General features: G+C 42.8%; 2 protein-coding genes. Both read left to right on the forward strand.

Annotated features, from left to right (window positions below; translation table 11 throughout):
* On the forward strand, nucleotides 1-269 hold a 269-nt coding region (locus NTU69_11655), incomplete at its 5' end, for an ATPase (protein MCX5804164.1).
* On the forward strand, nucleotides 266-1665 hold a 1400-nt coding region (locus NTU69_11660), incomplete at its 3' end, for an AAA family ATPase (protein MCX5804165.1). The genes NTU69_11655 and NTU69_11660, both read left to right, overlap by 4 nt.

Genomic DNA, 1665 nt, shown 5'->3' on the forward strand with positions numbered 1-1665 from the left:
TTCCAGAATGCATGGTTCTTTCAGAAACCCAGAGATTAGTAAACACATTGACCACATTTGGCATAGGAGTGAGAAAGCTGATAGTTAATAATGTGCTTGACTGGCGGGATTGTGAGTTCTGCAAGAAAAAGAGAACTGAACAGGAAAAATATTTAAAGGAGATAAATAAAAAATTCAGCAATCTGGACACAACAATCACACCTTTGCAGCCCAATGAAGTCAGGGGACTTGATGCTTTAAATACGTTTAAGGAGCTCTTGATTCAATGAGTAAAAAGAATAATGAAACCTTAATATTGAAGGTCAAAGAAGCCTTATCGAAGGATGTAGGCAGGGCAATGGCACGGATAGACCCTGATGATATGAAAACTCTTAGCTTAGAAGTGGGCGATATTATAGAGATTGAAGGCAAAAGAAGGACACCGGCAAAGGTTATGCCGTGTTATGTTGAAGATAGGGGAAAAAAAATTATACAAGTGGATGGAATATCAAGAGAAAACGCACAGATCGGGCTGGATGAGAAGGTAACTATAAGCAAAATTGAATATAAACATGCGAACAGAATCACGTTATCGCCTTTGACCTTAAGTCTTTTGCAGAGGGATAGAGATGCCAAGTATATTGGTTCGTTGATAGAAGGACTTCCTGTACTAAAAGGCGATAGAGTCAGGGCAACCTTTTTTGGTTCAAGGTCGTCTGATTTCAAAATACTGGATACATCTCCTGATGGTGTTGTGCTCATAGGGACGGGCACCTCAATAAAGGTGGAGCCGAAGGAAACCGTTACCCCACGTGGAGTAAAGATTTCTTATGAAGACATTGGTGGTCTTGGTAACCAGATCCAGAGGATCAGGGAGATGATAGAGCTACCCCTTAAATACCCTCAGGTGTTTGAAAAGTTGGGTATTGACCCGCCAAAAGGCGTTTTACTGTATGGGCCTCCAGGAACGGGTAAGACCTTGATAGCGCGTGCAGTGGCTCACGAGACAGATGCATATTTTAACCACATATCAGGTCCTGAGATTATGGGCAAGTTCTACGGTGAAAGTGAGGGTCGCCTGCGGAGTGTATTTGAGGATGCGGAGAAGCACGCTCCAGCCATAATCTTTATAGACGAAATAGATGCAATAGCCCCCAAAAGAGAAGAAATGGGTGGAGAAAAACAGGTGGAGAGACGCGTTGTTGCCCAGCTTTTAGCCTTATTAGATGGTTTGGAGTCTCGTGGTCAGATTATTGTCATTGGAGCCACAAATATTCCCAATACCCTTGACCCGGCATTAAGAAGGCCTGGACGATTTGATCGAGAGATATCCATTCCTATTCCGGATAAAAATGGGAGATTGCACATATTGCAGATTCATACGAGGGGTATGCCTTTATCGGAAGATGTAAGCCTGGAAAAATTAGGAGAGATTACCCACGGTTTTGTAGGCGCTGACCTTGAAGCTCTGGCACGGGAAGCAGCAATGTCTGCATTGAGAAAGATTTTACCTAACATAGATTTCGAAATGTCTGATATTCCATACGAGACATTATATACATTAAAAGTTACGATGGATAACTTTCTTGAAGCAATGAAGGAGGTCGAACCATCTGCCATTAGAGAGGTATTCGTAGAGGTTCCCGATGTGAGATGGGAGGATGTAGGGGGGCTTGAGCACGTAAA

This window comes from Pseudomonadota bacterium, from assembly GCA_026388215.1.
GTDB lineage: Bacteria > Desulfobacterota > Syntrophorhabdia > Syntrophorhabdales > Syntrophorhabdaceae > JAPLKF01.